Below are 25,648 nucleotides of genomic sequence, written 5' to 3'. Positions count from 1 at the left end.
GCGCGATGTCGCGCACGCGCAACAGGCAATGTTCAATGCTACAGCGTTTCCGCCGGAAGGGGGGGCCGTCCGTCCCCCGGCAGCTCGCTGGCGCCGAAATCCAGCCGTGGCACCGCGGCCAGCAGGCGCCGCGTCACCTCGTGCCGAGGCGCCCGCAGCACGGTCGCGGTGTCGTCCAGTTCCACGATACGGCCTCCGTGCATGACCGCGATGCGGTCGGCCAGGTATTCGACCACGCTGAAGTTGTGCGTAATGAACAAATAGGCAATGCCCAGCTCGCGCTGCAGGTCGCGCAGCAGATCCAGGATTTGTGCCTGGATGGAGACATCCAGCGCGGACGTCGGCTCGTCGCAGATGAGCACCTTGGGCTCTACCGCCAGCGCGCGGGCAATCGCGATGCGTTGGCGCTGGCCGCCGGAAAACTCATGCGGGTAGCGTGCCGCGGTGTCCTCCGGCAAACCCACCCGTGCCAGTAGCCGCCCGACCCGGTCGGTGCAGGCCTGCCGGGACAGGTCGCGCCGCAACGCGAGCACGCCTTCCAGCAGGATATCGCCCACGCGCATGCGCGGATTGAGCGACGCGAAGGGATCCTGGAAAACGATCTGGATGCTCTCCCGCAGCCGCGCCAGGGCGCGGCCCCGCGCCTGCATCAGGTCGGTGCCGTCCAGCATCGCGTGCCCGCCGATGCGCGCGCCTTCGATCAGGCGCAGCAGCGCCTTGCCGGTGGTTGTCTTGCCGCAACCGGACTCGCCCAGCAAGGCCAGCGTTTCGCCGGCGCGCAAGCTGAAGCTCAGCCCGTCCACGGCCTTGACCCAGGACTTGATCCGGCGCAGGGGCCCCTTGCGAATGGCGTAATGGACCGCCAGGTCGCGGACGTCCAGCACCACGGGGCCCTCCTCGCCATTGGAAGGATGGACGGCGGCGGCGCCCGCGGCCGATCCGCCCGACAGCGGGCGGCCGCGCTTGGCGAAGGCCGGGATCGCATCGAACAGCTGGCGCGCATAGGGATGGCGCGGCGCGGTGAAGAACTGTTCGGCCGGCGCGCACTCGACAATCTCGCCGGCCCGCATCAGGGCGACATGCTGCGCCACATTGCGCACCACCGCCAGGTCATGGGTGATCAGCAGCATGGCCATGCCCATGTCGCGCTGGATGCTCGCCAGCAGCTCCAGCACCTGAGCCTGGACGGTGACGTCCAGCGCGGTGGTCGGCTCGTCGGCGATCAGCAGCATCGGCTCGGCCGCCAGCGCGATGGCGATCATCACGCGCTGTTTCTGGCCACCGGAGAACTGCATGGGATAGTCGTCGATGCGCCGCTCGGGCTCGGGAATGCCGACCCGCCGCAGCCAGTCGATGGCGCGCGCGCGCGCCGCTTCGCCACGCAAAGGGGTGTGCACCCGCAAGGTTTCCACGATCTGCTCGCCCACGCGCATCACCGGGTTCAGGCTGGTGGACGGTTCCTGGAAGATGATGCCGATACGGCCGCCGCGCACGCGCCGCATGGCGCTTTCGGGCAGCCGGTTCAGATCTTCGCCCGCCAGGTCTACCTGGCCCGCGACGATGCGGCCGGCGTCCGGCAGCAGGCGCAGCAGCGCCAGCGCGGTGACGCTCTTGCCGCTGCCGGACTCGCCCACCAGGGCGAAGGTTTCCCCTCGCGAAATCGCCAGCGCCAGCCGCTTGACCGCGACCGCGACGCCGCGTTCGCCGGCGATCTCCACGCGCAGGTCTTCCACCCGCAGCACGTTGCCGGTCCCGCTCATTGCCTTTCTCCGCGCTGGCGCGTGACTTCGCGCGCCTCGGCGCCCAGCGGCGATATGGCGAACAGCCCGCCCGTGGGCGGCGGCGCCAGCACGGGGAGGCGGCGCGCCCGGAACTTGCGCGCGCGCGGGTCGAAGGCGGCGCGCACGCCGTCGGCGAACAGATTGGCGGACAGCACCAGCGCCAGCATGAAAACGAAGGCGGCGCCCAGGTTCCACCAGATCATCGGGTCCATCGACATTTCCAGGCGGGCGGCATTGATCATCGAGCCATAGGAATTCATGCTGGGGTCCACCCCTATCCCCAGATAGGAAAGCACCGCTTCGTACAGCACCAGGGAAGAAAACTCCAGCACCACGGTGATCAGCACGATATGCATCACATTGGGCACCAGGTGGCGCCGCATGATGCCCCACTTCGATACGCCGAAGGCGCGCGCGGCCTGCACGTACTCCAGTTCGCGCAGCTTCAGCACCTCGGCCCGCACCAGCCGGCACAATCCCGCCCAGCCGGTCAGTCCCAGGATCAGGCACAGCAGGAAAAGACGCAGGTCCGCACGCTCGGCCGAGGTCGGGAAGCGGGCAGCGTTGTTGTCGATATAGACCTGCATCATCAGCACGCAGGCCGCCACCAGCAGCACGCCGGGAATGGACGTCAGCGTGGTGTACAGGTAGGTGATGGCGTCGTCGACCTTGCCCTTGAAGTAGCCCGCGGCGATGCCGAAGCCCAGGGCCGGGGGCAGCATGGCCAGCGTGGTCAGGCTGCCGATGACCAGGGCGGTGCGCACGCTCTTGATGGCTTGCCACAGCACGTCATTGCCCGTGCGGTCCGTACCCAAGGGGTGATAGCCGGTGGCCAGCCCGGCCAGGATGCCGGCGGCGGCGCACAGCCCGCACAGGGTGATGAACATGGGCCGCCACCGTATGTCCGTATCGCCGCGCAGCAGGTCGCGCATCGCGGCGCGCCAGGATGCGCGGCGCCGCGCCAAGGCCATGCCCAGCGCGGCGGCTGCCGCCAGCGCCGCCAGCAGGCCGCCGCCCAGGCCGGCGGCCGCGCGCCACGCGGCGTCCGGCCACCGTTGCGCGTCCGGGTCCGCCAGGTGCGCTCCGCCGGCGCGCAAGCGCGGAAAGTCGCGCGTGGGATGGCCGTCGACCAGCATGGTCTCCTTGGTGAACTGGCGCACCGCCAGCGGCGCCGAATAGGTCTTCTCCGGCCGGGTCAGCACGGTATCGGCCAGCATCGCGTCCAACAGCGAACGGGCCGACGGCGCATAGGCCACCGGCGCATGCGCGGGGGCCCCGGGCAGGGGTGGCAGGCGCGGCCGGTAATGCACGGAATCCAGCAGCCCGATGACGGCGAACACCGCCAGGACCACCGCGGCGCACATCGCGGGGGCGTCCTGCGCGACACGCAGCCAGGTTGCGCGCAGCGTGGAGGTACGGCGCACGTGCCACGCATACGCCAGTACCGCCGCCACGATCAGGTACAGGGCGACGTCGGTCCAGAGCAGAACGATCAAAGGCATGGCGGTCACTCGAAACGCACGCGGGGGTCGGCCAGCGTATAGGAAATATCGGCCATGATCAGGCCGACGATATACAGGGCGGATCCCAGGAAAACCATCGCGCGCACAATGGAAAAATCCTGCGCGTTGATGGCGTCGATGGTGTAGCTGCCCAGGCCGGGGATGCCGAAGAAGGATTCGGCGATCAGGCTGCCCATGAACAGCAGCGGCAGCGTCGCCACGGTGCCGGTCAGGATGGGGAGCAAGGCATTGCGCAGCACGTGACGAAACAGCACGGCGGTTTCGCCCAGGCCCTTGGCGCGCGCCGTGCGTACGTAGTCCTTGCCGATCTCCTCCAGAAACAGCGTGCGGTAGAAGCGCGCTTCCGGCCCCAGCCGCGATACCACCGCCACCACCACCGGCAGGGCCAGGAACTTGACGGCATCCCACCCGCCCGCAAAGCCCGAATACGGCACCAGCCTCAACAGCTTGGAGAACATCCACTGACCGGCAATGATGTAGAACAGTCCCGATATCGAGAGCAGTACGACGCACAGCACCACGCCCCAGAAATCCAGCTTCGTGGCGCGGAAGAACACCAGCAGCAGCGAAAACGCAATGCTGGCCCACAAGCCCAGCACGAAGGTCGGCACCGCCAGGGCCAGGCTGGGCCACATGCGCGTGCGGATCTCGCGGCCGATGTCGCGGCCCGCATCGGAAGCGCCGAAGTCCATGCGCAGCAAGGGCACGGAGCGCTGGTAGAAGATGGTGTCCGTGAAGCGCCCGGTATCCGGCGCCGCGGCGTTGTAGAACAACGGCTTGTCGTAGCCGCGTTCGGCCTTCCATTTGTCGATGGCATCCTGGCTGACCCGCTGCCCGCCGATCGACAGGCGCGCCATGTCGTCCGGCGTGTTGACCGCGAAGAACAGCACGAAGGTGAACAGGTTCACGCCGATGAGGATCAGCACACCGTACAGCAGCCGGCGAACGATATAGGCGATCATGTCGACTCCCTGGCCGAGGACGGCGTTGCCGGTGCCGGGGCGTGATCGCCGAAGGCCGTCTGCTTCTCGCGCCGGCGCATGACGCGGTACGAGGGCCATATGGCCAGGACGACCAGCGCCGCGAGCAGGAGCACCGGCCACCACAGCGGCCGGTTCCATTCATCTATTTTCCTGAGCCGCAGGGCGGTATCCAGCTTCATGTACTGCAGGGTGTTGCGCACCATCTGCGTCGGCTTGGCATTGCCCACCCATTGCTGGTACGCCCCCGCCGACATCGGGAAATAACCGAACATCCAGGGCGCGTCCCGCTGCACCAGCGCCACCATGCGGTCGATGATGGCGGCCTTCTGCGGGCCGTCGTCCAGGAACTTCATCTGGTCGAACAGCTTGTCGAACTCGGGATTCGCGTAATTGGCCGCGTTTTCGCCGCCCGACGCCGCCTTGGCGTTGGGCCCGTACAGCAGGAACAGGAAATTTTCCGCATCGGGATAATCCGCGTTCCAGCCCCATAAGAACATCTGCGCCGTGCCGCGCCGCATCTTGTCCTGGAAACGGCTGTAGTCGGTTGATCGCACGTCCAGCTGGATGCCCAGCTTGTCCAGCTGCCGACGCATCCAATCGAACATCGGGTTGGCCCCCATGCCCGTCATGGCGTCGTAGTGGAGCACCAGCGGTTCGCCCGTCGCCGCGTCGCGGCCGCCCGGGTAGCCTGCCTCGGCCAGCAGATTCCTGGCCACCTCGATGGACTTGCGTACCGGCTTGCCGTCCACCACGTCATAGACGACCGGGTTGATGCCCTCCGGCGCGGGCTTGTAGCCCAGTACGCCGGGCGGCACGGGACCGTACGCCACCGCTGCCTGGCTGTTCTCGAAGATCGCGACGTACTCTTCCCAGTCGAAGGCGATGCTGATGGCCTGGCGCAGCTTGCGGTTGCGCGCCTGCCGCTCCGGCGTATCCCCCTTGCCCACGACCGGGTCGTTCCAGTTGAAGCCCAAGTACCAGTTCTGGGTTTCCACCGTGGTCGGCAGCTGGATGCCGTGCTCGCGGTAGAGCGCCGCCTTGTCGGGCGAATCCCCCGCGGCCACCAGCATCGACACGCCATATTCGCCGCGCTCCACCTGCGGAATGTCGTAATAGCCCTGCATGAACTTGCCGGCCAGCGGTGTCGACTCCTTTTCGATGCTGAAGACCACGCGGTCGATGAAAGGCGTCGGCTTGCCGCAATCGTCCAGGCGTCCCGCGGCGCGGTCGGCGGGCTCGCCGTCGCAGGGATAGGCTTCGCCATGGAAATCCGGATTGCGCGCCAGGACGTGCCGGCGGTTCTGCAGCGACTCCACCATCATGTAGGGGCCCGTCCCGACCGGCCAGGTATTCAAGGACAGGTTGCGCGTCGCCATCCCGGGCTGGCTGTAGAAGCGTTCCGCCTCCCAGGGCACCGGCGCGGTGAAGGTCATCGCCAGCCAGTATTTGAACTGCGGATACTTGCCCTTGATGCGGATGCGCAGCGTATGCGGATCGGGCGCGGTCACGCCGTCGAAGCCGGCCTGGCGCAGGTCCAGCCACGGTAGATCGCGCGCGTCCGGGGGCTGCTTGGCGCGAGCGGCCTGGTCCAGCGCCCGCAACCGGTCGCCATACGCCTTCATGCCCACGACGTAATCGGCCATCAGGGAATAAATCGGCGACGCCAGGCGCGGGCTGGCCAGGCGGCGGAACGCATAGACATAATCGTCGGCGGTGAGCTCGCGGGTTCCCGTCCGCGGGAAATCCGGAATCGCCGACTTGTCGTCCAGCTCGCCCGGCCGCAGCGGGAAATAGACGTAGCTGCCATCCGGGTTGCGCGCAAAGGCCGGATGCGGCTGGAAGCGGATACCCGGGCGAATCGGGATTTCGTACACGCTCTCGGCGATGGCCTCGCCGGGCGCGTCCGCCGGCAAGACGTGCCCCTGGGCATCCAGATAGGTGGGCGGATCGATGCGCGCCGCCGCGCGCGGGACCAGTTTGTACGGACGCGCCAGGTAGTCGTAGCCGTACAGCGGCTCGTAGATGTTGTAGGTGAACGGCGTCTCGTCCACCGAATAGGAACTGGCGGGATCGAGGTACTTGGGGGAATTGCGGGTGAACGCCGTATACAGCGTATTGTCCTTTTCCGCGCCCGACGGATAAGGGCTGTTGATCGGGCTTTCCTGCCCGCAGCCCGCCAGCGCGGCCACGCACAGCGCCGCGATGACCCAAAGCCGCCTGATGCTCCCCATGTTTACTCCGATGCTGCCCGCGAGTCTGTGTCGCGGCAAGGATAGCAAACTGGGCTGCAATATAGGACCAATTAACCGCCGGTGCATCGCCCCGGATCACGATCCGGGGGTAATCCCGGGCAGCGGATCAGGGCGCGGCCTGGGCGGTTACCGCGCATAGTCGCTGCTTCCAGCAGTCGAAGCGCCACACCCAGGGGGCGACCGCGCCCGGCTGGGCCCATATCCCCTTGCGGGCCTCGCGGGCCGCGCGTTCCAGTGCCGGCAGCGATGCGTCGCGCAGATATTCCCCACGACGCACGGTGTTGGCCCAGGCGAATCCGCCCGCCACCTGCCGCCGGTTGGCGGTTTCGCCGCCGTCGAGCGGCAGGTCGCAGACGTCCCGGCCGTACTGGTCCTGCTCGTAGCAGCGCGCCGTCAAGGTATGGCCGGCCACCAGGCTTTCCAGATTGCGTCGCGACGCCTGGGCGTAAGGCTGCCCCGGCTTGTCCTTGCCATGCCCGGTTTCCGGCGCATCGATGCTGGCCAGCCGGATCTTGTACTGCCTGTTGTTGCTGCCCAGCAAGCTCACCGTATCGCCGTCCGCGACGCGCACGATGCGCCCTTCCAGCGTGTAGCCCGGCCGCGCCGCGGCAGCCGGCCCGCGCGGCGACGAGCAATACGCCACGCCGGCACTCGCCGTCGCGGCCACCAGCGCGATAACAACACGCGGAACTCCCATGCGCCGCAAAACGGCGCGCACTGCCCCTACAACCACCCTGCTCTCCGAAACCGCCAATACAACAACCCGCACGCCAGCCCGATCCCGCCCAGCGTCACCGGATATCCATACGTCCAATCCAATTCCGGCATGTTCTTGAAGTTCATGCCATAGATGCCCGCCACTGCCGTCGGCACGGCCAGGATGGCCGCCCAGGACGCCAGCCGGCGGGTCGTGTCGTTCTGCTGCGACTGCCCGATCATCAGGCTGGCCTCGAAGGCGAACGCCAGCGCATCGCGCAGCGCCGCCACCAGTTCATCGATGCGCATGACGCGGTCCGCCACTTCCGCGAAGTAGGGCCTGGCATGCTCGTCGATGGCCGTCATTTCGACGCGCGCCAGCCGGCGGCAGATTTCCGACATCGGCGCAATGGCGTTGTGTATCCGCAGCAGGTCGCGCCGCTGCCGGTAAAGCCTGCGGATATCCGTGTCCTTCGCCCCGCGTATCAGGAGTTTTTGTTCCGCGTTCTCCACCACGCTTTCCAGCTTCGTCACCGCCTGCACGTAGCGATCGACAAGGAAGTCCAGCAGCTCGGAGGCGACGTAGTCGCTGCCGCGCGCCAGCAGGTCCGGCGCGGCTTCCAGCCGCTCGCGCAAGGCGCTGTAGGGCGCCGTCGAGCCGCGCCGTATGGTGAGCAAGAAGCCGTCGCCGATGATCAACTGGGTTTCGCCGAACAGCGGCCGGTCGCCGTCCACTTCCAGCGTCACCGCCACCACCTGGACCACATTCCCGTAGTCGATGATCTTCGGGCGCTTGTGCGGCTCCATGATTTCTTCCATCGCCTTGGGCCCCAGGCGCAGCTCTTCGCCTACGCGCGCCAGCAGGTCGGGATGGGGATTGCGCACACCCAGCCACAGCAGCCGCTCCGACTGGCCCACGTAGGAATGGATCTGCTCGATGGGGACCGCGGCGTCGCGGCGGCCCTTCACGTACGAGATCGACGCGACGACCTCGCCGTTGTACTCGCCCCCCGCGCCCTGCGCCGCATCGGGACCGGCGGCCGGTTTGGATTCGGGATCCTGCATAAGTCCTTCCTTCAGGTCTCTTGAAAGGCGCGCGCGCCATGCGGCCAGCGGGTCGCCGTTTCAGGCAGCCGACGATGATAGCACCGGGCATGCGGCCATCCGCGCCCGCCGTCTGTCAGGCAGCCAAGGCGGAGCATGGCATGGCGCTTGCAATGGGGTCGACCGCGATATTGTCCCGTATTGGATCCCACGCATGGCTGAACATCCGCAACGATCCGCCATACGCATCGGCATTTCAGGATGGCGCTATGCGCCCTGGCGCGGGCGCTTTTATCCCAAGGACCTGCCGCAGGACAAGGAGCTGGCCTACGCTTCCCACCAGGTATGCACGGTGGAGATCAACGGCACCTTCTATTCCCTGCAGCGCCCCGAATTCTTCGCCCATTGGCGCGATGAGACCCCGGGCGGCTTTGTCTTCGCCGTGAAAGGGCCGCGCTTCATCACCCACACGCTGCGCCTGCGCAATATCGATGAACCGCTGGCGAATTTCTTCGCGTCGGGGGTGTTGGCACTGCACGAAAAGCTGGGGCCTTTCCTATGGCAACTGCCCCCCACCCTGCCTTGGGACGCCGCGCGCATCGAACCCTTTTTGCAAATGCTGCCCCGCGATACCGAGGCCGCGGCGGCCCTGGCCCGGCGCCATGGCCGGCGCATGGCGGGCCGCAGCCTGACGGAAACGGATGCCCGGCGCCCCTTGCGCCACGCCGTGGAAATCCGCCACCCCAGCTTTGCCTGCCCGGCGTTCATCGCCGCGCTGCGCCGGCATGGCGTCGCCCTGGTCACGGCTGACACCGCCGGCAAGTGGCCACTGCTGGAGGATGCCACCGCCGACTTCGCCTATGTGCGGCTGCATGGGGACAAGGCGCTGTACAGCAGCGGCTACAGCGACGAGGCCATCGCCGATTGGGCGCGGCGCATCGGCGCCTGGTCGCGCGGCGCCACGCCGCGCGGGGCGCGCCTGGCCGGACCACGCCCGCGCGCGACGGGACCGCGTGACGTCTATTGTTATTTCGACAACGACATCAAGGTCATGGCCCCCCGCGACGCGCGGGCCTTGATGGGCGCGCTGCGGCTGCCCATGCATCCCGAAGCGCCCGGCGAAGGCATGCCGATTGCTGATGGGCAGCCGGTGGAGCGGGAATGAGCCTGCTCCGTATCCCGGAGAAAACCGCGGCGGACGGTGCGGGCCGACCCGCCGCGTCAGACGGAGAACGCCATGACGCGAGAAAACCCGAAACACGGTGGCCAGGCCAAGGCGGACAAGGACGCCGATCACACGGGCGATAAGGTGCCCACCTACCAGGAAGCCCTGGACGAGGCGGTGGAGGAAAGCTTCCCCGCCAGCGACCCCATTTCGCCGGGCGTCGCGGAAAAAGCCGACCGCAAGGTATCCACGTCCAAGGACGAGGTCGATTGGAAAGCCTCGCACGACAAGAGCGGCAAGAGCGGCCAGAACGATAAGAGCGGCAAGAAGAAATAGCCGGGCCTGTCATCGCCAGGGCCTGTTAACGCCAGGCCCTGCCACCGCTAGAAGAGCTTGCGCAGCCGCGCCGCCACGTCCACTTGCGCCACGGGCGCCGGCGCGGCGCCGCGCCGGGGCGCAAGCTCGGGCGCCTTGGGCAAGGATTCGAATAGCGCGCCCAGGTCGTCCGGGATGAAGCGCGTACGCGAGCCATAGACGTGCCGATCGCCCATGCCCGTTTGCTGGTGCACGTAGAAGCGCTGCGGCACGATCAGGTGGAGGTCTTCCTTGGCACGCGTCATCGCCACGTACAGCAGGCGGCGTTCTTCCTCGATTTCCTCGGCCGAGCCGGTGGCCATGTCCGAGGGAATGCAGCCGTCCACGACGTTCAGCACATAGACGGACTTCCATTCCTGGCCCTTGGCCGAATGGATGGTCGAGAGAATCATGTAGTCCTCGTCGCGCAGCGGCGGGCCCGATTCCGCGCTGGTGGCGTCGGGAGGATCCAGCGTGAGCTCGGTCAGGAAGCGTTCACGCGAGGCATAGCCCGACGCGATCCGGGCCAGCTGGTCCAGGTCTGCCTTGCGCACTCGCGCGTCCTCGTACAGCCGTTCGAGATGCGGCGCATACCAGCGCAGGGCAATGTCGAGGTCCGCCGGCCACGCCAGGCCCGGTGCGCACAAATCCTTGTACACCTTCGCGAACCCCTGCCAGTCCTCGCGCGCGGCGCTACCCGGCTTGAAGTCGTCCAGTACCGCGAGCGGGTCCGGCGCGCTGTCCATCGCATCCAGCAGGCGCGCTGCCGTGGCGGGACCGATGCCGGGCACCAGTTGCGCCACGCGGAATCCCGACATGCGGCCGCGCGGGTTCTGCGCCCAACGCAGCAGCGCCAGCAAGTCCTTGATGTGGGCGGCTTCCAGGAAGCGCAGCCCACCGAACTTGACGAAGGGAATATTCCGGCGTGTCAGCTCCAGCTCCACTGCGGCGCTGTGGCCAGAGGCGCGGAACAGCACGGCCTGGGATTTCAGCGTGGCGCCGGCTTCACGCTGCGCCAACACCTGGTCCGCCACCCAGCGGGCCTGGCCGGCTTCATCGCTGACCGTGACCAGCTTGGGACGGTTCGACGACTTGCGCTCGGTCCACAACTGCTTGGCGTGGCGTTCCCGCGCGAGCGCGATGACCGCGTTGGACGCATCCAGGATGGGCTGTGTCGAACGGTAGTTGCGTTCCAGCGTGACCACTTTGGCGGGCGCGCCGAATTGCGCGGGGAAATCCAGGATGTTGCGCACCGTCGCGGCGCGGAAGGAATAGATGGCCTGCGCGTCGTCGCCCACCACCGTCAGCCCACGGCCGTCCGGCTTCATCGCCAGCAGGATGGCGGCCTGCAGGCGATTGGTGTCCTGGTATTCGTCCACCATGACGTGATCGAAGCGGCCGCCCACGTCGCCCGCGATGTCGGGGTGGGCCATCATTTCCGACCAATAAAGCAGCAAGTCGTCGTAGTCCAGGACCTGCTGGGCCTGCTTGGCTTCCACGTAGGCGCGGAACAGGCGCTTGAGCTGTTCTTCCCACTGCGCGCACCAGGGATAGACTTCCTTCAGGATACCGTCCAGCGGCGTCTGGCTGTTCACCACGCGTGAATAGATGGACAGGCAGGTGCCCTTCAGCGGAAAACGCGATTCGGTGGACGAGAGCCCCAGTTCGTGGCGCAGCATGCCCATCAGGTCTTCGGAATCGCCGCGGTCGTGGATGGTGAAGGACTCGGCCAGGCCGATGCGCGGGGCGAACTCGCGCAGCAGGCGCGCGCCGATGGCGTGGAACGTGCCGGCCCATGGCAGGGCGGGAGGTACGTGGCCGGCGCCCAGCCGCAGCACCTTCTGCAATACCGCCCCGGCCCGTCTTTCCATTTCGATGGCCGCGCGCCGCGAGAACGTCAGCAGCAGCATGCGCTGCGCGTCCGCGCCCTTCAGGATCAGGTTGGCGACGCGATGGGCCAGCGTGCTCGTCTTGCCCGATCCCGCCCCGGCGATGACCAGCAGCGGGCCGCCCCCCGCCGGCCCGGCGCCATATTCGGCGGCTTCGCGCTGGCTGGGGTTCAATTCCGCAAGCGGATCGGGCGCTTCGGCGCCGGTGGCGGGGCGTTCGGACATGGGCGGGCGAGACGGGCTGGAGCCGCGTCGTGGATGGGCAGGCGCCGCCAACAAGACGGCGCGACAGGCCGCCATGATACTGGATAAAACCTCAGTCCGTCCGGGAGCCGCCCATGGGTACGGGGTTTGCGGAATGCCCCTGTGTGCGCGTCCGCGGAAGGCGGCGCGCGGTTTTACTCACCAAGGAGAATGCCATGGCCGATCGTATCGTCAAACTGCTGAACGACCTGACCGAAACCAGCAAGAACGGAGAAAAGGGTTTTCTGGCGGCCGCCGAAGACACCAAGGACCCGGAACTGCGGGGACTTTTCCAGAACCGTGCGAACGACTGCGCGGCCGGCGCGGCTGAGCTGCAGGCCATCGTCTCGCGGCTGGGCGGCAAGCCCGAAACCGGCGGCAGCGTGGCCGGCGCCGTGCATCGCGGATGGGTCAACCTGAAGGCCGCCGTCACCGGCCGCAGCGACGCCGCCATCCTGGAAGAATGCGAACGCGGCGAGGACGTCGCCAAGCACGATTACACCAACGCCTTGCGCGAGCCCCTGCCGGAGGACATCCGCGCGGTGGTGCAAAGGCAGTATGAAGGCGTGTTGCGCAATCACGACCAGATCCGGGCGCTGCGCGACCGCTATCGTGCCAGCACCTGACGCGCCATATCGTTCCCGATGCGCGTTGGACGCCGCTGCGAAAGCGGCGTTTTTTTCGGCGTTTTCATGTGCATGCCCGCCACCGCCGTGAAGACCGCGGCGAAGTGCTCCACCAGCGGGGGCACGGGACGTCCCGCCGGGGTGATGCAGTAGTAGTTCAGCGCCAGGACGGGCTCCATCGTCACGAACCGTACGCGCCAACGCGATCGCGCCACGGCCGCGAAAGAGGGCACGATGGCTTGGCCCAACCCCGCTTCCACCATCGCCATGGCGGTTTCCAGGTGAGTCACGGTGCGGCCCTTCGGCGCATCGGCCGGCGTGATATGCAGGCGCCGGTCGACCAGCTGCTGGATGGGATTGTCGCGCGGCAGCGAAATCAGGTTGTCGATGGCAACGTCGGTCCATGCCGTCGGACTGGTCGTGCGGCGAGAGCCGGGCGCCACGGCCAGGACCGGATGCCACTGGAACAGGGCGCGCCGGCGTATGCCCGATACGCGATTGAAGAATGCGCCGAAACCGGCATCGAGTTCGCCACGTTCCACCTGTCCCTGGATCAGGGCGCGATCCAGGTCCGACACTTCGAAATCCGCCTCCGGCACGATCCGCTGCAGGCGCTTGAGCACGTCGGGAATCACGCTACAGGCAATCAACGGGGTCACGCCGATGCGCGCGCGATTGCGTTGGGGTCGCTCCAGGCTGGCGACGTCCGCGGCCGCGGCGCCCAGCTCGCCCACGGTGCGTTCGACCACCGGCAGCAGCCGCGCGCCGGCTGGCGTCAGCCGCACCACGCGCGTGGTGCGTTCGAAAAGCCGGCAATTCAGCTGCTCTTCCAGTTCGCGGACCATCGCGCTCAATCCTGCCTGGGTGATGTGGAACTGCTCGGCAGCCTTGGTGAAACTGGCATTGCGCGCGACCGCGATGAAGGCGTTCAACTGGCGCAGCGAAAAATTCATGGTTTCCCCCGGGCTCTCCTCGATTCACAAATTCTAGTTGTTAATTGAGTAGACAATGTGCATTCACTTGTCCAGACGGTTTTGTTGAAATGCATGCAGGCATTGCCCTCCCGTGGAACGGCAGGCCCATCCCAACAAGAATCACGCTCGGAGACAACCATGTCCAACTTTCTTGCCGGTGCGGACCGCTGTCCAGGCAGCCTGCCGCGGCATCGCGGCCGCGGCGCCGGGTCCACTGTACGGGCGGCGCTGCTGGGCCTGCTGGCCCTGCTCGTCCTTGGCGCGCCGCCTGCCGGCGCCGCGTCGGACTATCCGGCCAAGCCCATCACCCTGGTCGTGCCCTTTCCGCCGGGAGGCCCGACCGACAGCAGCGCACGCCTGTTCGGCAAGGTCATGGGAGAGCGGCTGGGACAGGCGGTCATCGTGGAGAACCGCGCTGGCGCCGGCGGTACGGTGGGAACCGCGGCCGTCACCCGCGCCCCCGCCGATGGCTACACCCTGCTATGGGGCGGCACCAGCAGCATGGTCGTCGCGCCCGCCTTGTACCCGCATTTGCAATACGACCCGGTGAAATCCTTCACGCCCATCGGCATGGCGGTGCGCGGCCCGCTCATCCTGGTCGGCCGGCCCGACTTCCCGCCCGACACGCTGGCCGCGCTGGTCGCGTATGCGAAGGACCATCGCGTCACGGTGGCGTCCGCCGGCACGGGCTCCATCGACCATCTGGCCGCGGAGCTCTTCAATAAAACGGCCGGCCTCCATCTGCTGCATGTGCCGTATCGCGGCGGCGCGCCCGCGATGACCGACGTCATGGGAGGACAGGTCGATCTGCTGTTCGACACCGTGACGCTGCTCTATCCGCAGATCGCCGCCGGCAAGCTGCGCGCCTACGCCACCACCGGCGCGCATCGCTATGCCAAGCTGCCCGATGTTCCAACGCTGGCCGAGGCACTGGGCCAACCGTACGAAGCGTACTCGTGGTTCGGCTTGCTGGCGCCCGCCGGCACGCCGCGGCCCGTCGTCGATAAGCTGGCGGCAGCCCTTACCGCCGCCGCCAAGGATGCGGACGTCGTCAGGCAGATGCAGGACCTGGGCCTGGAACCCGTCGGCGGCTCGCCGCAGGACTATGCGGCGGCCATCGCGGCCGATCTGGCCAAGTGGACCGATATCGTCAAGCAGGCCAACGTCAAACCCGAGTAAGGGGATGCCGCCGATATGGCCGCCAAGGACACGGACAGGGCTCGGGCCGCTCTTCACCGCAACAAGGAATGAATCATGCATAGCAGCGATGCGCGCAAACCACGGATCCTGATCGCCGGCGCCGGCCTGGGAGGCCTGACGGCGGCCCTGGCCCTGCAGCGGCGCGGCTTCCCCGTACGCGTGCTGGAACAGGCGCCGGAACTGCGCGAACTGGGCGCCGGCATACAGCTGAGCGCCAACGCCAACCACGCCCTCTTCAAGCTGGGCCTGGGCGAGGATCTGACGCGCCGCGCCAGCACCGCGGCCGGCAAGCGCATACGCCTGTGGAATACCGGCCAGACCTGGCCGCTGTTCGACCTGGGCGCGGAGTCCGTATCACGCTACGGCTATCCCTACCTGACCATATACCGTGCCGATCTCCACGCCTGCCTGGTCGACGCCGTGCGGGCGATGGATCCACACGCCATCGAGCTGAACGCGAAGGTGGAAGCGGTCCGCCAGGAGGGTGCGCAGGTCCTCGCCACGCTGGCGGACGGCAGCACGCGCCATGGTGACATCCTGATTGGCGCCGACGGCGTGCACTCTCGGATACGGGCCCACCTGTTCGGCGCGGACGACGCCGCATTCTCGGGCGCGCTGGCATGGCGCGGCGTCATTCCCGCCGCGCGCTTGCCCGCGCATCTACGCGAACCGTATGCCGTGAACTGGGTCGGACCCGGCGCGCACGTGATCCATTACCCGCTGCGGCGCGGCGAGCTGGTCAACTTCGTGGGGATCCTGGAACGCGACGACTGGCAGGTGGAGTCCTGGACCCAGCAGGGGTCCATCGAGGAATGCCTGGCGGATTTCGCGGGCTGGCACGAGGACGTGCAAACACTGATCCGCGCCCTGGACCAGCCGTTCAAATGGGCGCTGATGCTGCGCGAGCCCTTGTCCGTCTGGACGCAAGGCCGTATCACGTTGCTGGGCGACGCCTGCCATCCGACCCTGCCGATGCTGGCGTCGGGCGCGGCGATGGCGATCGAGGACGGCTACATCCTCGCGCGCTGCCTGGACGAAGGGCAAGCCGGCATCGAGGAGGCCCTGAGGCGCTATGAAGCACTGCGCAAGGACCGTACGGCCAGGGTGGTGCGCGGGTCGGCGGAAAACGCCCGGCGCTTCCACAACCCCGCCCTCGCCCACGCCGATGGCGCGGCGTCCTATGTGGCCCGCGAATGGAATGAAGACCGCGTGCGCGAGCGGTACGAATGGCTGTTTACCTACGACGTGGATGCGGTGCAGATCTAGGCCGTAAAATCGGGGCCTGCCGAATCGCGGCAGCGTCTAAGGCCTGATGATGTCCCCGTCCATCCTGGTCGGCACCGCCTCCTGGACCGACCCCACCCTGCTGGCTTGCGGGCGCTTCTATCCACCCGAGGTCGATACGGCCGAAGGGCGGCTGCGCTACTACGCCTCGCGCTTTCCCCTGGTGGAAGTGGACTCCAGCTTTTACGCCCTGCCCTCCGCCCGCGCGGCGCAGGCCTGGGCCACGCGCACGCCACCGGCCTTCGTGGTCAATGTAAAGGCATTCCGGCTGTTCACCGGACACCAGACACCGCCGTCCGCCCTGGACGCGGACCTGCGCCGCGAACTGCCCGATGAGGAGAACGCGGTCGTATTCGTCGACGACCTGCCGCGCGATATCGTGGACGAAGCCTGGCGCCGCTTCGTGTTCGCACTGGAGCCCCTGCGCATGACCGGCAAGCTGGGCACGGTGCATTTCCAGTTTCCGCGCTGGATCAAGCCGGATCGCCGTGGCCGAGCGCGCGTCGCCGACTGCGTCGCCCGCCTCGAAGACCATATCGCATCGGTCGAGTTCCGCCATCGCGCCTGGTTCGAGGACGGCGCCGCAACGGCCACGCTGGACTTCCTGCGGGAGCTGCGCGCCGTACATACGGTGGTGGACTCGCCATCGGCATCGGAAGACAGCGTGCCGGCGGTGTGGGAAATCACGCGCGACGATATGGCCATGGTCCGCATGCACGGCCGCAATACCGCGGCCTGGGCATCGTCCGGCAAGGCTTCGTCCAGCCGGTTCAACTACGTGTACAGCGTGGCCGAACTGGAGGAGATGGCCCGGCGCGTCCGTGCGCTGGCGCAACGGGCAGGCAAGACCCACGTCATCCTGAACACCAATTTCGAGGACCAGGGTGTGCGCAACGCCCAAGGCCTGATGCAGGCGCTGCAGCGGCTGCCGGCATGAAAACCGGCGCCGCGCCGGCAAGCCGCAGCGGCGGTGAAAAGAACCAGCGGGCGCCTACAGGAATCCGCTCCTTCAGGAATCCGCTACGTCAGGAATCCGCTACTTCAGGAATCCGATGGACAACCAGGGAATCGCGGCGACGATGACCAGGCCGATCGCGATGGAGGCCATATATCCCACGATGGCCCGCATGCCGCGGTCCGGCGGCACGCGGCTGATGGCGCAGGCGGCGTAATACCCCACGCCGAAAGGCGGCGCGAACAGGCCTATGCCCATGGCCAATATCACCACCATGGCGTAATGGACTTCGTGCACGCCGATCTGCCTGGCGATCGGGAACAACAGCGGCCCGAACAGCACGATGGCCGGAATCCCTTCCAGCACGCTGCCCAGGATCACGAAGGCCACGATGGATACGGCCATGAAGGTGAACGCGCCACCGGGCAGCTTCGCCATCATATCGGCCAGCTGGTGCGAAAACCCCGATTGCGTCAGCGCCCACGCCATGCCGGTGGCCGCGCCGATGATCAACAGGATGGCGCCGGACAGGCTGGCCGTGTCGACCAGCATGGGCCACAGGCGCCTGTAGTCGAAACGCCGGTACACCAGCAGGCCGACCAGGGCCGAATACACGATGCCGATGGTCGACACTTCCGTCGCGGTGGCCACGCCTTCGACGACGGCCGCACGGATCACGAACGGCAGCGCGAGCGCCGGCAGGGCGATCAAGAGCGCGCGCAGGATCTCGGCCCGGGTCGCCCGCGCCACGCTATCGACGTTCTCGTGGCGGCTGCGGCGCCACACCACGAAGCACAACATGATGCCCAGCACCACGCCCGGCAGCAGCCCGCCGGTGAACAGCGCGGTAATGGACACGCCGGTCACGGAGCCGATGGTGATCAGCACCAGGCTGGGCGGAATCGTTTCGGTCTGGGCGCCCGTGGCCGACAGCAGTGCCACCAGGTCCCCTTCGCGCGCGCCGCGCTTGCGCATTTCGGGGAACAGCACCGGCGCGACCGCGGCCATGTCGGCGGCCTTGGCGCCGGATATGCCGGATACCAGGTACATCGCGCCGATCAGTACGTAGGACAGGCCGCCGCGCACATGGCCCAGCAGGCTGGCCAGGAAACCGACCATGCGTTCGGCCATGCCCGTCATCTCGATCAGTACGCCCAGGAAAACGAACATCGGCACCGCCAGCAGGATCAGGTGCGACATGCCTTCGTCCATGCGCCCGACCACCACCATCATCGGCGTGCCCGTGGTCAGGGCCAGATAGCCGAAGGTCGCCAGGCCGAAGCAGAACGCGATGGGCACGCCCGCGAAAACGCAGACGGCGACGATGCCGACGAAGAACACGACCAGGTTGGCATTGCCCAATCCCGCGAATACCGGCTGCAGCACCGTCATGGCGGCGACGATCGCCGCCACCAGCGCCACCGCGCCCAGCGTCACGCGCCATGCGCCGCGCCCCGCCAGCCGCAGCAAGGCGATCAGGATCATCAGCGCGGTGCCCACCGGCAGCGCCGCGGCGCGCCAGATATTGGAAATCTCCAGGGCTGGCGTGGTGACGTACTGTTCCTCGATCGCGTACTCGTAGCCCGGCATGGCGGTCATGAGCAGGAAGGCCAGGGCGCCGGCCACCGCCACCACTTCCAGGAAGGCCCGCGCCACCGGCGAGGCGCGGTTCACCAGCGCCGTCATGCGCATGTGTTCGCCGCGGCGAAACGCCACCACGGCGCCCAGCATGGCCAGCCACAGGAACAGGATGGACGCCAATTCGTCCGACCACACCAGGGGCGTGTGAAAGACGTAGCGAGCGACGATCCCGGCGAACAGCACCACGATTTCCGCGACCACGAGCATGACCGCCGGGATCTCGACCAGCCAGCCCAGCACGGCGTCGGCACGGCCCACCCAGGCTGGACCCGCGCCAGTGCCGCCGCCCGCAGGCGGAACGGCAGGCCCGGCGGCCTGCGTGTGCGCGTCGTGCATCACGACAGCTTGCCGACCGACTGTTCCAGGACGGCCCAGGCTTTCTCGCCGTACTTGCCCTGCCACTCCTTGTAGAAACCGGCCTTGCGCAAGGCCTCGCGGATGGGGGCGGGATCGGGCGTGTTGAAGGTGAGCCCCTGCTGCGCCAATTGCGTTTGCAGTTCGCCGTTCAGCTTGAACGTGTCGGCGCGCATCTTCATGCCGGCGTCGTTGATGTGCCTCTCGACGATGCCCTGGATGTCCTTGGGCAGTTTTTCCCATGCGCGACGGTTCATCAGGAACCAGAAGCCGTCCCACATGTGGTTGGTCATCGAGCAGTACTTCTGCACTTCGTAGAGCTTGGCGGTCTGGATGATGGCCAGCGGATTTTCCTGGCCGTCCACGATCCGCGTCTGCAGCGCCGAATAGGTCTCGTTGAAGTTGATGCTGGCCGGCGCCGCGCCCAGCGCCTGGAACATGGACGTCCACAGCGGGCTGACCGGCACGCGGATCTTCATATCCTTGAAGTCGCCCGGGCCGTTGATCGGATGCGTGCTGGTCGTGACCTGGCGAAAGCCGTTATCCCAGATCTTGTCCATCACCAGCAGGCCCTTGGCGTTGATTTCCTTGCGAATGAAAGCGCCCAGGTCGCCGTCCATGGCCTTCCACACGGTGTCGTAGTCCGGGAAGGCAAAGCCCACGCCGCTGATCGACGCGGTCGGCACCAGCGTGGAAAGAATCAGTCCGGACAGGGTGAAGAATTCGACCGCGCCCGAGCGCAGCTGGCTCAAGGTGTCGGTGTCCGAGCCCAGCTGGCTGCTGGGAAATACATCCAGCTGGAAGCGGCCGTTCGTGTCCTTGGCGATCTCGGCCGCGGCTTCACGCGCGCGCACGTTCATGGGGTGCGTGGCGGGCAGGTTGTTGGCGTACTTGTAGCGGAATTCGGGGGCCGCAAGGGCTTGCCGCATCGGCGTGGCGGCGAGCGTCGCGCCGCCTGCGGCGGCAAGCATCAACTTCCGTCGTGTCTGGTCCATCCTGTGTCCTCTCGTCTCCGTTTTGTTTTTCCGCTGCATCGCTGCGCGATGTGCGGGTTTACGCGCACGCGCCACGGTACCGTAAAAACAGCCCCTCCCCGCGCGCGGCGAAAGTATTAGATCATAGAGACATTGCACATGGCTTAAGAATGTTCCTGCGCTATTACAAGGAGACATCATGGACTTCAACGCCTATGCGGTTCTTATCACCGGCGGTGCGTCCGGCATCGGACTCGCTGTCGCACACAGCCTGCTGGAAGAAGGCTGGAAGGTCGTGGTGGCGGACGTCGACGCCAACAGCATCGATGCCGCGCGGGCCAGCATGCCCTCGGACCACGCCCGCTGCGTCGTGCTCGACGTCACCGACGAAGCCGCGGTGGCGGACACGCTGGAGCATGTCGAAAGGCACTTCGCGCCCCTCGCGGGGCTGGTCAATTGCGCCGGTATCGGCCGCGACGTGCCCTTCCTGGATACCGACGTCGCGCTGCTGCGCCGCACTCTGGAAGTGAACCTGGTCGGTACCTTCGTCGTGGCTCGCGAAACGGCGCGTCGCATGCGGGGGCGCGGACACGGCGCCATCGTCAACATCACCTCGGTCTCGGGACTGCGCGGCAATCTGGGCCGCGCGGCCTATGGTGCATCCAAGGGCGGCGTGGTGACGCTGACGCAGGTCATGGCGATCGAGCTCGCCGAGTATGGCATCCGCGTCAACGCCGTGGCGCCCGGCCCCATCGACACGCCGCTGGTCAGCCGCATGCATGCCCCGGAAGCGCGCCAACGCTGGCTGGCGCACGTGCCGCAGAAACGCTATGCCGAGCCTTCGGAATTGAGCGGGACGATCAGCTGGCTGCTGGACGACCGCAGGTCGGGCTATGTCACCGGCCAGGTCATCTGCGTGGACGGCGGCTTCATCGCCGGTGGCCTGATCCGCGCCTGATTTATCCCCACATTGTGTGGACAACCCTAGGGATAGCCCTTGGGCAGATTCAAAAACCCTTTTGCGCACAAGCACTTGCGCCTGGCGAGCAGGGATGGCCCAGGCGCCCCGCCCCAGGCTTATCCCCACGTTTTGTGGACAACCCTAGGGATAGCTTCGGGGGAGTTTCAAAAATGCCTTGCCGTACAAGCACTTGGCCATGCCGGGCAAAATCGGCGCAGGGATGCCGGGGCCGCCATGCCGGCCCCGGCCGGCCCGTCTCGTGGTAGATTCGGCATCCCATGCTCCGATCCATCACCCGTGAAGACACGCGCCGCATCGCCGCGCTCATGGCCGAGGCGGCGGACGCCGAAATCATGCCGCGCTTCCGCCATCTGGCCGCGGCTGCCGTGCGCAGCAAGACCTCCCCGCTGGACGTCGTCACGGACGCCGATGAAGCGGCCGAACGCCTGATCGGCGAACGGCTGTCGCGCGCCTATCCGGGCGCCGTCGTGGTGGGCGAAGAAGCCTGTTCGCGCAACCCGACGCTGCTGAACGTGTGGATCGACGCCGAACTGGCCTTCCTCATCGACCCCATCGACGGCACGCGCAACTACGTGGCCGGCCTGCCCTTGTTCGGCGTCATGGTGGCCGTGGTCAGCCGCGGCGAAGTCATGGCGGGCATCATCTACGACCCCCTCTGCCGCGATGCCGCCATCGCGGTGCGCGGCGAAGGCGCGTGGCTGGAAAACGAACACGGCGTCCAGACGCCCCTGCGCGTGGCGACGCCGGTGCCTGCGGAGGAAATGACCGGCCTGATCGCTGTGCGCCATCTGGACGAGCCACTGCGCACCACCGTCAACGCCAATGCACTAGGCCTGGCGTCGTCGACCATCCTGAACTGTTCCGCCCATGAGTACCGCATGATCGCGGGCGGCCATGCCGACGTGCTGCTGTACGGTCGCCTGATGCCCTGGGACCACGCGGCCGGCTGGCTGCTGCATCACGAGGCCGGCGGCTACAGCGCCCATTTCGACGGATCGCCGTACAAGCCCACGCATCGCGGCGGCGGCCTGCTCTATGCGCCGGACGCGGGCAGCTGGAAAGCGGCGCGGCGCCTGCTGTTGGGGGCGGATTAGCATCCGCCCTGGCGGGCCCGGCGGCCGCATCGCGACGCCCGCGCGACACACACCGGCCAGACGCGCGCATTCCCGCCCGCGGTGCGCCATAAACCCTTTGCATGGCAAGGTTTGCCCCGGCGGACGAGCTGCCATCGGGGTAAATTAGGATTACGCCACCGCCGCGCTCCGGTGCCGGCGCGTGTATGTCACCTCCACCCGCAGCCTGAGCGCCATGAACGCACCCCTGAACCACCACAGCGCATCCTGGAACCTGGACCGTATCGTTTCGGAACTGCGCGGCGTCCGTACGGAATGGCGCGAGCCGCTCGGTCGCCTGCGCGATGCCGGCGGCCGCGAATTCCCATCACAGGAAAGTATCCGCCAGATCGTCGCGGCGCTGTGCGGCGCCCTCTTCCCCATGCGCCTGGGCCCCATCGACCTGCGCGAAGAGCTGGAAGACTTCTACGTGGGCCATACCATCGGTACCGCGCTCGATGCCCTGCTGCACCAGGTGCGGCTGGAACTGAACCATGCGGAACGCAATCGCGGCCCCATCCGTACGGAAACCGAACAGCGCGCGGAAGAAATCGTGCGTGCCTTCGGCGCGCGGCTGCCCGCGGTGCGCCGCAAGCTGGACGCCGACGTGATCGCGGCCTACCAGGGCGATCCGGCGGCGCGCAGCGTCGATGAAGTGCTGCTGTGCTATCCCGGCGTGCTGGCGATGATCCACCACCGCCTGGCGCATGAACTCTACCTGCTCGGCGTACCGCTGCTGGCCCGCATCGTTGCCGAGATCGCGCATGCCGATACGGGCATCGATATCCATCCCGGCGCGACCATCGGGCGCAGCTTCTTCATCGATCACGGTACCGGCGTGGTGATCGGCGAAACCGCCGTGATCGGCGACCGCGTGCGGCTATACCAGATGGTGACGCTGGGCGCGAAGCGTTTTCCCCCCGGCGAAAACGGCGAGCTGAAGAAAGGACTGCCGCGCCATCCGGTGCTGGAAGACGACGTGGTGGTGTATGCCGGCGCGACCATCCTCGGCCGCATCACCATCGGCCGCGGCTCCGTCATCGGCGGCAATGTCTGGCTGACGCGCGACGTGCCGCCCGGCTCCAACGTGACCCAGGCCGGCACGCTGAACACCTCGCCCGACGCCGGGCTTGGGGGGTAGAGGGCCTGGAGAGACCCACCCCCCGAAGCGCTGCGCGCTTCCCCCCTCAAGGGGGGCGACGCTGGCGGACCGGCGGAGCCGGATCCGCGGCGTCCCCGATCGGGCGACACCTGTTTCATGCGGCGTGGGTGGTTCGACGCGGCTAGTTCAATGTGCGATGGACTCTGATATGGCGATGGTAGGCGGCGGGGCGGGTGCCCTGCGGGATTTCGTGCTGGCGCATCCGCGGCTGTTCGTGCTCACGGGTGCGGGCTGCAGTACCGGTTCCGGCATCCCCGATTACCGCGACAGCGAGGGCGCGTGGAAGCGCCGCCCGCCGATGAACTTCAGCACCTTCATGGGCAGCGCCCTGTCGCGCTCGCGCTATTGGGCGCGCGGCATGATCGGCTGGCGCATGTTCGGCAACGTCGCGCCCAATGCGGCGCATCTGGCGCTGGCGCGGCTGGAAAGCCAGGGCCGGCTTTCGTGCCTGGTGACGCAGAACGTCGACGGCCTGCACGAAAGAGCCGGCAGCCGCGACGTCGTCGACTTGCACGGCCGCATGGACCGCGTCATCTGCACCCAATGCGGGCACATGCTGCCGCGCGCGCACATGCAGGCGTCACTGGAATCGCTGAATCCCGACTGGCTAGACCTGGATGCCACAGACGCTCCGGACGGCGACGCCGACCTGGACGGACTGGACTTTTCCGGATTTCAGGTGCCTCCCTGTCCCGTCTGCGGCGGCATCCTCAAGCCCGACGTGGTGTTCTTCGGCGAAACCGTGCCGCGCGATCGCGTGGCGCGCGCCAATGACGGCCTGGCCCATGCCGACGCCGTGCTGGTGGTGGGGTCGTCCCTGATGGTGTATTCGGGCTACCGCTTCGTCGCCGCCGCGGACCGCGCGGGGCTGCCCGTTGCCGCCATCAACCTGGGCCGTACCCGGGCCGATCCGCTGCTGGCCCTGAAGATAGAACAGCCTTGCGCCGACACCCTGGCCGCGCTGCTGCCGCTTTTGTCCAAGGACGAGGAAGCCGGCGCACGGCCGGAGGGCGGTGCCCACGGCCTGGGAGGATTTTGACCTCTGGGCGCAAGCCCTTGTCATACAAGGTTTTTTCGGGGCTGTTCGCAGACTATCCAGAGGGTTGTCCACAGAAGCTGTGGACAACCGCCAGGGTAAATGGCAGCTGAAGCATACGACGTGCCGGACTATTCGCCCAGGAACTCCGCCACGCCCTGGAAGCCTTCCACGTGGTCCGCGACAACCTTCACGATGACCGCGATGGGAATGGACAACAGCGTGCCCCACAGGCCCCAGGCCCATGTGAACAGCAGCAGGATGACGAAGACCGCCACGGGGTTCATCTTGGCGATGCGGCCCGTCATCCAGGTTTGGATGACGAAACCGATCAGGGCCGCGATCAGCAGCGACACCCCGGCCACCAGCAGCGCGGTGCCCAATTCGCCGAACTGCACCACCGCGGCGACGCCGGTGAACAGGGCGACCAGCAGCGGGCCGAAATAGGGGACCACGTGCAGGGCGCCGGCGACGACGGCCCATGTACCGGCGTTGTGCAGGCCTATCCAGCGGAAGGCGAGCCAGGTCAACAGGCCCAGCAGGACATTGGTGACCACCATCATCATCATGTACAGCCGGATGGAGCGGTGGATCTCGTCCAGCATGTGCACGCTGATTTTTTTCTCGGTCAGGTTGTGGCCGCAAACGTGGACGAATTTGCGCTTGAAGGTGTCGCCCGACAGCAGCAGGAAGAACACCAGGAAAATCACCATGAGCGCCTGGCCGAGGAACTGCGCGATGCCCTTGGAACCCGCGAGCAGCATTTCGTCCAGCTTGTCGGCGGGCCGCGTCACCACCACCCGTGCGCCATCGGAGCGCGGCTTCTCCGGGGCATTGACCGCGTTGGCGGCGGCGCGCAGCTTTTCCAGGACCGAGCCGTTGCCGGCATTGAAGCTTGCCACGGAGCGCGACACTTTCTGCGCCGTTTGCGGCAGGCTATCCACGATGGACATGACCTGGCCGCGCAACGACGAAATGCCGAAGGCCACGACTGCGAGCAGCGCCACCACCACGATGGTCGCGGCCACCGCGCGAGGCAAGCGAACGCGGCGGTTTAGGAACGTGACGGGCGTATCCAGCGCGTACGACAGGATGATGGAAATGACCAGCGGGATGATGAAGTCGCTGGCCAGGTGCAAGGCGAACACGACCGCAAGCACCGCGATGACGGACAAGGGCGCGTGCCGCCGGTCGAAGGCACGCGGCGGCGGCATCGCCGTGGCGGTCTCGCCGGCTGCGGCGCCGGCGACGGAAACGGTGGGGGCGGCGGCGGACACCGTCGTCGTGTTGACGGACGGCACGCGTGGCTGTGAGCTCATGGAGGGCGACGATTCAGGGGTGTCGTGCTACCGGCGGCCTGAGGGACGCCATGTTGTGTTGTAAGTGCTCACCCAGAGCAACCGCCGTGCCCAGTTATA

General features: G+C 67.2%; 21 protein-coding genes. 10 read left to right on the top strand and 11 right to left on the bottom strand.

What is annotated here, in order from left to right:
* Positions 1-38 precede the first annotated feature (38 nt).
* The 6 genes from AKI39_RS07500 to AKI39_RS07475 all read right to left on the bottom strand — a co-directional run bounded on the left by AKI39_RS07500 (position 39) and on the right by AKI39_RS07475 (position 8,300).
* Positions 39-1,760 (bottom strand): ABC transporter ATP-binding protein, encoded by a 1,722-nt coding sequence (locus AKI39_RS07500; RefSeq protein ID WP_066634146.1) that lies wholly within the window; start codon positions 1,758-1,760, stop codon positions 39-41.
* Entirely contained in the window at positions 1,757-3,283 is a 1,527-nt protein-coding gene (locus tag AKI39_RS07495) for an ABC transporter permease (protein ID WP_076879671.1), read from the bottom strand. Before AKI39_RS07495 ends, AKI39_RS07500 begins: the two co-directional genes overlap by 4 nt.
* Positions 3,284-3,288: 5 nt before the next feature.
* Complete coding sequence (locus AKI39_RS07490; protein WP_066634144.1) at positions 3,289-4,266, bottom strand: ABC transporter permease; 978 nt, start codon at positions 4,264-4,266, stop codon at positions 3,289-3,291.
* Positions 4,263-6,518: an ABC transporter substrate-binding protein gene (locus AKI39_RS07485; protein WP_066634140.1), complete on the bottom strand. Its 2,256-nt coding sequence runs from the start codon at positions 6,516-6,518 to the stop codon at positions 4,263-4,265. Before AKI39_RS07485 ends, AKI39_RS07490 begins: the two co-directional genes overlap by 4 nt.
* A 127-nt stretch (positions 6,519-6,645) precedes the next feature.
* Positions 6,646-7,236 (bottom strand): thermonuclease family protein, encoded by a 591-nt coding sequence (locus AKI39_RS07480; protein ID WP_066642420.1) that lies wholly within the window; start codon positions 7,234-7,236, stop codon positions 6,646-6,648.
* 26 nt (positions 7,237-7,262) lie between these two features.
* Positions 7,263-8,300, bottom strand: a complete 1,038-nt coding sequence (locus AKI39_RS07475) for a magnesium and cobalt transport protein CorA (protein ID WP_083228686.1) — start codon at positions 8,298-8,300, stop codon at positions 7,263-7,265.
* Between the two features lie 193 nt (positions 8,301-8,493).
* Here AKI39_RS07475 and AKI39_RS07470 point away from each other — a divergent pair, with 193 nt between their 5' ends.
* Both AKI39_RS07470 and AKI39_RS07465 read left to right on the top strand, forming a co-directional pair.
* Positions 8,494-9,444, top strand: a complete 951-nt coding sequence (locus AKI39_RS07470) for a DUF72 domain-containing protein (protein ID WP_066634139.1) — start codon at positions 8,494-8,496, stop codon at positions 9,442-9,444.
* A gap of 72 nt (positions 9,445-9,516) precedes the next feature.
* The gene (locus tag AKI39_RS07465) at positions 9,517-9,780 is read left to right on the top strand and encodes a hypothetical protein (RefSeq protein ID WP_066634138.1); all 264 of its coding nucleotides are present in this window, start codon (positions 9,517-9,519) and stop codon (positions 9,778-9,780) included.
* A 47-nt stretch (positions 9,781-9,827) separates the two neighbouring features.
* On the opposite strand, the gene AKI39_RS07460 is transcribed toward AKI39_RS07465, so the two are convergent.
* The gene (locus AKI39_RS07460; protein WP_066634136.1) at positions 9,828-11,912 is read right to left on the bottom strand and encodes an ATP-dependent helicase; all 2,085 of its coding nucleotides are present in this window, start codon (positions 11,910-11,912) and stop codon (positions 9,828-9,830) included.
* 194 nt (positions 11,913-12,106) lie between these two features.
* Here AKI39_RS07460 and AKI39_RS07455 point away from each other — a divergent pair, with 194 nt between their 5' ends.
* Positions 12,107-12,556 (top strand): PA2169 family four-helix-bundle protein, encoded by a 450-nt coding sequence (locus AKI39_RS07455; RefSeq protein WP_066634134.1) that lies wholly within the window; start codon positions 12,107-12,109, stop codon positions 12,554-12,556.
* Here the strand turns inward: AKI39_RS07455 and AKI39_RS07450 are convergent.
* Entirely contained in the window at positions 12,538-13,509 is a 972-nt protein-coding gene (locus AKI39_RS07450) for a LysR family transcriptional regulator (protein ID WP_066634132.1), read from the bottom strand. The two genes, AKI39_RS07455 and AKI39_RS07450, sit on opposite strands and share 19 nt — an antisense overlap.
* A gap of 159 nt (positions 13,510-13,668) precedes the next feature.
* Between AKI39_RS07450 and AKI39_RS07445 the strand changes: the two genes are divergently transcribed.
* The 3 genes from AKI39_RS07445 to AKI39_RS07435 all read left to right on the top strand — a co-directional run bounded on the left by AKI39_RS07445 (position 13,669) and on the right by AKI39_RS07435 (position 16,951).
* Positions 13,669-14,709, top strand: a complete 1,041-nt coding sequence (locus AKI39_RS07445; protein ID WP_083228685.1) for a Bug family tripartite tricarboxylate transporter substrate binding protein — start codon at positions 13,669-13,671, stop codon at positions 14,707-14,709.
* A 75-nt stretch (positions 14,710-14,784) separates the two neighbouring features.
* Positions 14,785-15,996, top strand: a complete 1,212-nt coding sequence (locus AKI39_RS07440; RefSeq protein WP_066634130.1) for an FAD-dependent monooxygenase — start codon at positions 14,785-14,787, stop codon at positions 15,994-15,996.
* A gap of 46 nt (positions 15,997-16,042) precedes the next feature.
* Positions 16,043-16,951 (top strand): DUF72 domain-containing protein, encoded by a 909-nt coding sequence (locus tag AKI39_RS07435; protein WP_235610769.1) that lies wholly within the window; start codon positions 16,043-16,045, stop codon positions 16,949-16,951.
* Between the two features lie 99 nt (positions 16,952-17,050).
* Here AKI39_RS07435 and AKI39_RS07430 read toward each other — a convergent pair whose 3' ends face one another.
* Positions 17,051-18,946: a TRAP transporter large permease gene (locus tag AKI39_RS07430; protein ID WP_066634128.1), complete on the bottom strand. Its 1,896-nt coding sequence runs from the start codon at positions 18,944-18,946 to the stop codon at positions 17,051-17,053.
* Entirely contained in the window at positions 18,946-19,959 is a 1,014-nt protein-coding gene (locus AKI39_RS07425; RefSeq protein WP_066634126.1) for a TRAP transporter substrate-binding protein, read from the bottom strand. The genes AKI39_RS07430 and AKI39_RS07425 overlap by 1 nt, the downstream gene beginning before the upstream one ends.
* 178 nt (positions 19,960-20,137) lie before the next feature.
* Between AKI39_RS07425 and AKI39_RS07420 the strand changes: the two genes are divergently transcribed.
* The 4 genes from AKI39_RS07420 (at position 20,138) to AKI39_RS07405 (ending at position 24,233) form a co-directional block, all read left to right on the top strand.
* Positions 20,138-20,896, top strand: a complete 759-nt coding sequence (locus AKI39_RS07420; RefSeq protein WP_066634125.1) for an SDR family NAD(P)-dependent oxidoreductase — start codon at positions 20,138-20,140, stop codon at positions 20,894-20,896.
* Positions 20,897-21,177: 281 nt separating this feature from the next.
* A complete protein-coding gene (locus AKI39_RS07415) occupies positions 21,178-22,014 on the top strand; it encodes an inositol monophosphatase family protein (protein ID WP_066634124.1) in 837 nt (278 codons plus the stop codon).
* A gap of 214 nt (positions 22,015-22,228) precedes the next feature.
* Positions 22,229-23,173, top strand: coding sequence for a serine O-acetyltransferase EpsC (epsC, locus tag AKI39_RS07410; protein WP_066642409.1), 945 nt, complete (start codon positions 22,229-22,231; stop codon positions 23,171-23,173).
* Between the two features lie 157 nt (positions 23,174-23,330).
* Positions 23,331-24,233, top strand: coding sequence for an NAD-dependent protein deacetylase (locus AKI39_RS07405; protein ID WP_083228684.1), 903 nt, complete (start codon positions 23,331-23,333; stop codon positions 24,231-24,233).
* 128 nt (positions 24,234-24,361) lie between these two features.
* On the opposite strand, the gene AKI39_RS07400 is transcribed toward AKI39_RS07405, so the two are convergent.
* Positions 24,362-25,549 (bottom strand): AI-2E family transporter, encoded by a 1,188-nt coding sequence (locus tag AKI39_RS07400; RefSeq protein WP_076879670.1) that lies wholly within the window; start codon positions 25,547-25,549, stop codon positions 24,362-24,364.
* Positions 25,550-25,648 lie beyond the last annotated feature (99 nt).

This window comes from Bordetella sp. H567 (genome assembly GCF_001704295.1).
Taxonomy (GTDB): domain Bacteria; phylum Pseudomonadota; class Gammaproteobacteria; order Burkholderiales; family Burkholderiaceae_B; genus Bordetella_C.
The sequence above is the reverse complement of the archived record's forward strand: the minus strand, read 5'-3'. Positions and strand labels throughout refer to the sequence as shown.

What these genes read in the sequence shown, in the direction of transcription:
- AKI39_RS07500 (WP_066634146.1), bottom strand. Translation starts at nt 1,760, where the DNA reads ATGAGCGGGACCGGCAACGTGCTGCGGGTGGAAGACCTGCGCGTGGAG.
- AKI39_RS07495 (WP_076879671.1), bottom strand. Translation starts at nt 3,283, where the DNA reads ATGCCTTTGATCGTTCTGCTCTGGACCGACGTCGCCCTGTACCTGATC.
- AKI39_RS07490 (WP_066634144.1), bottom strand. Translation starts at nt 4,266, where the DNA reads ATGATCGCCTATATCGTTCGCCGGCTGCTGTACGGTGTGCTGATCCTC.
- AKI39_RS07485 (WP_066634140.1), bottom strand. Translation starts at nt 6,518, where the DNA reads ATGGGGAGCATCAGGCGGCTTTGGGTCATCGCGGCGCTGTGCGTGGCC.
- AKI39_RS07480 (WP_066642420.1), bottom strand. Translation starts at nt 7,236, where the DNA reads ATGGGAGTTCCGCGTGTTGTTATCGCGCTGGTGGCCGCGACGGCGAGT.
- AKI39_RS07475 (WP_083228686.1), bottom strand. Translation starts at nt 8,300, where the DNA reads ATGCAGGATCCCGAATCCAAACCGGCCGCCGGTCCCGATGCGGCGCAG.
- AKI39_RS07470 (WP_066634139.1), top strand. Translation starts at nt 8,494, where the DNA reads ATGGCTGAACATCCGCAACGATCCGCCATACGCATCGGCATTTCAGGA.
- AKI39_RS07465 (WP_066634138.1), top strand. Translation starts at nt 9,517, where the DNA reads ATGACGCGAGAAAACCCGAAACACGGTGGCCAGGCCAAGGCGGACAAG.
- AKI39_RS07460 (WP_066634136.1), bottom strand. Translation starts at nt 11,912, where the DNA reads ATGTCCGAACGCCCCGCCACCGGCGCCGAAGCGCCCGATCCGCTTGCG.
- AKI39_RS07455 (WP_066634134.1), top strand. Translation starts at nt 12,107, where the DNA reads ATGGCCGATCGTATCGTCAAACTGCTGAACGACCTGACCGAAACCAGC.
- AKI39_RS07450 (WP_066634132.1), bottom strand. Translation starts at nt 13,509, where the DNA reads ATGAATTTTTCGCTGCGCCAGTTGAACGCCTTCATCGCGGTCGCGCGC.
- AKI39_RS07445 (WP_083228685.1), top strand. Translation starts at nt 13,669, where the DNA reads ATGTCCAACTTTCTTGCCGGTGCGGACCGCTGTCCAGGCAGCCTGCCG.
- AKI39_RS07440 (WP_066634130.1), top strand. Translation starts at nt 14,785, where the DNA reads ATGCATAGCAGCGATGCGCGCAAACCACGGATCCTGATCGCCGGCGCC.
- AKI39_RS07435 (WP_235610769.1), top strand. Translation starts at nt 16,043, where the DNA reads ATGATGTCCCCGTCCATCCTGGTCGGCACCGCCTCCTGGACCGACCCC.
- AKI39_RS07430 (WP_066634128.1), bottom strand. Translation starts at nt 18,946, where the DNA reads ATGCACGACGCGCACACGCAGGCCGCCGGGCCTGCCGTTCCGCCTGCG.
- AKI39_RS07425 (WP_066634126.1), bottom strand. Translation starts at nt 19,959, where the DNA reads ATGGACCAGACACGACGGAAGTTGATGCTTGCCGCCGCAGGCGGCGCG.
- AKI39_RS07420 (WP_066634125.1), top strand. Translation starts at nt 20,138, where the DNA reads ATGGACTTCAACGCCTATGCGGTTCTTATCACCGGCGGTGCGTCCGGC.
- AKI39_RS07415 (WP_066634124.1), top strand. Translation starts at nt 21,178, where the DNA reads ATGCTCCGATCCATCACCCGTGAAGACACGCGCCGCATCGCCGCGCTC.
- epsC (WP_066642409.1), top strand. Translation starts at nt 22,229, where the DNA reads ATGAACGCACCCCTGAACCACCACAGCGCATCCTGGAACCTGGACCGT.
- AKI39_RS07405 (WP_083228684.1), top strand. Translation starts at nt 23,331, where the DNA reads ATGGACTCTGATATGGCGATGGTAGGCGGCGGGGCGGGTGCCCTGCGG.
- AKI39_RS07400 (WP_076879670.1), bottom strand. Translation starts at nt 25,549, where the DNA reads ATGAGCTCACAGCCACGCGTGCCGTCCGTCAACACGACGACGGTGTCC.